The sequence below is a fragment of the Aquipuribacter hungaricus genome (genome assembly GCF_037860755.1).
Classification (GTDB): Bacteria; Actinomycetota; Actinomycetes; order Actinomycetales; family JBBAYJ01; genus Aquipuribacter; species Aquipuribacter hungaricus.
Genome location: NZ_JBBEOI010000306.1, coordinates 1 through 3,586, shown reverse-complemented (window position 1 = coordinate 3,586; position 3,586 = coordinate 1). Strand labels below are relative to the sequence as shown.

Genomic DNA, 3,586 nt, shown 5'->3' with positions numbered 1-3,586 from the left:
CGACCCCGGGCGGCGCGGGTCGCTGGGGGAGCGGGGCCGCGGGACGCGGACCGGCGGCGGCTGCGGGCGGCTGCTGTCCATGGCGGCAGGAGCACGGGCCGTGCCTCCCGATACCGCGCGGGCGCCGCTCCTCACCGTGCGGCCCGGCACGGTGTGTGACCACCGTCTCCGCGGGCGGGCCGTCGCGACGGGAGGCCGGCCCCCCGTCCACCGATAGGGTTGCCGCGCCCAGGCACCAGGCGTGCGACGTCGCGCACCGTGGCGCACCGGACCTGCTGACCCAGAGGACGTGAGACAGACGTGGATCTGTACGAGTACCAGGCGCGAGACATGTTCGAGCGGCACGGCGTCCCCGTGCTCGCGGGCGAGGTCGCCACGACCCCCGCGGAGGCCCGGGCCGCGGCCGAGCGGATCGGCGGCGTCACCGTCGTCAAGGCCCAGGTCAAGGTCGGCGGCCGGGGCAAGGCCGGCGGCGTCAAGGTCGCGAAGACGGCCGACGAGGCCGAGCAGCACGCCGGGGCCATCCTCGGCATGGACATCAAGGGCCACACCGTCCAGCGCGTGATGGTCGCCCAGGGCGCGGACATCGCCGAGGAGTACTACGTCTCCTACCTGCTCGACCGCTCCAACCGCACCTACCTGGCCATGGCCTCCAAGGAGGGCGGCGTCGACATCGAGACGCTCGCCGTCGAGCGGCCCGAGGCGCTGGCCCGGGTCGCCGTCGACGCGCTCGAGGGCGTCGACGCGGCCAAGGCCGCCGAGATCGCCGCCGCCGCCGGGTTCGAGGGCGAGCTGGCCGGCAAGGTCGCCGACGTCCTGCAGACGTTGTGGACGGTCTTCGTCTCCGAGGACGCCACCCTCGTCGAGGTCAACCCGCTGGTCTCCACCGGCGCGGGCGACGTCATCGCCCTGGACGGCAAGGTGACCCTCGACGAGAACGCGGGCTTCCGCCACGCCGACCACGAGGCGCTCGTCGACTCCTCCGCGGAGGACCCGCTGGAGCGGGCCGCCAAGGAGAAGGGGCTCAACTACGTCAAGCTCGACGGCAGCGTCGGCATCATCGGCAACGGCGCCGGGCTCGTCATGAGCACGCTCGACGTCGTCGCCCAGGCCGGCGAGGGCCACGGCGGGGTCAAGCCCGCCAACTTCCTCGACATCGGCGGCGGCGCCTCGGCCGAGGTCATGGCGAACGGGCTGGAGATCATCATCTCCGACGCCCAGGTGCGCAGCGTCTTCGTCAACGTCTTCGGGGGGATCACCTCCTGCGACGCGGTGGCCAACGGGATCGTCAGCGCCTTCGAGCTGCTGTCGTCCCGCGGCGAGGCCGTGACCAAGCCGCTCGTCGTCCGCCTGGACGGCAACAACGCGGAGCTGGGGCGGCAGATCCTCACCGACGCGGCCCTGCCCGGCGTGGAGCAGGTCGACACCATGGACGGCGCGGCCGACCGCGCCGCCGAGCTGGCAGCTGGCTGAGAGGGATCGAGCAGACGTGGCAATCTTCCTGACAGGGACGTCCAAGGTCGTCGTCCAGGGCATGACCGGCTCCGAGGGGCGCAAGCACACCCAGCGGATGCTCGCCTCGGGCACCTCCGTCGTCGGCGGGGTCACCCCCGGCAAGGGTGGCCAGAGCGTGGAGTTCACCGGGGCGGACGGCCAGCCCGTGCAGCTGCCGGTGTTCGGCTCGGTGAGCGAGGCGATGGTCGAGACCGGCGCCGACGTCACGGTCATCTTCGTCCCGGCGAAGTTCACCAAGGCCGCCGTCGTCGAGGCCGTCGAGGCCGGCATCCCGCTCGCGGTGTGCATCACCGAGGGCGTGCCGGTCAAGGACTCCGCCGAGTTCTACGCCCTCGCCGCCGCCAGCGGCACCACCCGGCTGATCGGGCCCAACTGCCCCGGCCTCATCAGCCCCGGGCTGGCCAACGCGGGCATCATCCCCGCCGACATCACCCAGGCCGGCCCCATCGGGCTGGTCAGCAAGTCCGGCACGCTGACCTACCAGATGATGTACGAGCTGCGGGACCTCGGCTTCACCACGTGCGTCGGCATCGGCGGGGACCCGGTCATCGGGACCACCCACATCGACTGCCTCGCGGCGTTCGAGGCGGACCCCGACACCAAGGCCATCGTCATGATCGGCGAGATCGGCGGCGACGCCGAGGAGCGCGCGGCGGCCTACATCAAGGACCACGTGACCAAGCCGGTCGTCGGCTACGTCGCGGGCTTCACCGCGCCCGAGGGCAAGACCATGGGCCACGCCGGCGCCATCGTGTCCGGTTCGGCCGGGACCGCGGCCGCCAAGGCCGAGGCGCTCGAGGCCGTCGGCGTGCGCGTCGGCCGGACCCCGAGCGAGACCGCCCGGCTCATGCGCGAGATCATCACCGCCGGCTGACGGCAGCTCGCCCCGGACGGGGGCGGGACGCGCGGGGAGACCTGCGCGTCCCGCCCCCGTCGTCGTCACGCACCCGACTCGTCCGCCCGTGTGCCGGCGCCCGAAGGTGTGTCGCTCGACCGGGTCCCGCGCCCGCGGGACCACCATGGACCGGTGAGCAGCGCCCGGACCCCGACCGCCAGGCGCCCCGCCGAGGCCCCCGCGCACGCCGACCGGGTGCCCGCCCGCGGCCACGGCCAGGACGGCCCGGGCGAGGGCGGCAGGGGTCGCCTCGCCGGCCTCGGGGACGCCTTCGCCGACCTCCGGCTCGCGGTGTCCCTGGCCGTCGGCGGCATCGCCGTGGGGCTGGTGGTCTGCGTCGGCCTGCTCGTCCTCGGCTGGGTGAGCGACCCCGCGGCCGAGACCGGCTGGGCGCAGGCGGTCCGGCTGGGCACGTCGGCGTGGCTGCTCGCCCACCTCGGCGACCTGGGCGTGACCAGCCTGGTCGTCACCTCGACGTCGCCGGGGGACCCGCCCACCGAGGTCGCCTCGCTCGTGTCGCTGCCGCCGCTCCTCCTGGTCGCGCTCGCGGTCTGGCCCGTGTGGCGGGCGGGCCGCCGGACGGCGTCCCGGGGCGGGCCCGTGCGGTCGCTGCTGCTGGTCCTCGTCATGGCGCTGGTCTGGGCCGGGGCGGCCTGGGCGCTCGCCTGGGCGGTGGACACCCCCGTCGTCACGCCCGACCCGACCGCCTGCGCGCTGGGTGCCGCTGTGCTCGTCGTGGCCGCGGCGCTGCCGGCCGTGCTCCTGCACCACCGCGACGAGCTGCTGGGCAGGCTGCCCCGCCACGTCGAGGTGCAGGTCGCCCGCGTCGTCCCCGCCGCGGGGGTCGCGCTCGCCGGGTGGCTGCTGGGTGGTGCCGTCCTGCTGTCGGCCGCCCTGCTGCTGGACCTCACGACCGTGGGCCAGGTGCAGACCTCGCTCGCACCGGGCCTCGGCGGCGGCCTCGCGCTCCTGCTGCTCCAGCTGGTGTTCCTGCCCACCGCGGTCCTGTGGGCCGCGGCCGTCCTCGCCGGCCCCGGCACCTGGGTCGGTGCCGGCCACGTCGGGCCCGGCGGCTCCGGCGTCGTCGACGTCCCGGCGGTGCCGCTGCTGGCCGCGCTGCCCTCGCCCGGCGAGCTCCCGCTCTGGGCGTTCCTCGCCCCCGCGGCGGTCGTCGCC

General features: G+C 75.2%; 3 protein-coding genes. All 3 read left to right on the top strand.

Features of this window, described 5'->3' with window-relative positions:
• Positions 1 to 300 precede the first annotated feature (300 nt).
• Positions 301 to 1,473 (top strand): ADP-forming succinate--CoA ligase subunit beta, encoded by a 1,173-nt coding sequence (sucC, locus tag WCS02_RS18680; RefSeq protein WP_340295793.1) that lies wholly within the window; start codon positions 301 to 303, stop codon positions 1,471 to 1,473.
• Positions 1,474 to 1,489: 16 nt separating this feature from the next.
• Complete coding sequence (sucD, locus tag WCS02_RS18675; protein ID WP_340295792.1) at positions 1,490 to 2,389, top strand: succinate--CoA ligase subunit alpha; 900 nt, start codon at positions 1,490 to 1,492, stop codon at positions 2,387 to 2,389.
• Positions 2,390 to 2,542: 153 nt separating this feature from the next.
• Positions 2,543 to 3,586, top strand: a 1,044-nt coding sequence (locus tag WCS02_RS18670; RefSeq protein ID WP_340295791.1) for a cell division protein PerM, incomplete at its 3' end; no start/stop codon positions are given.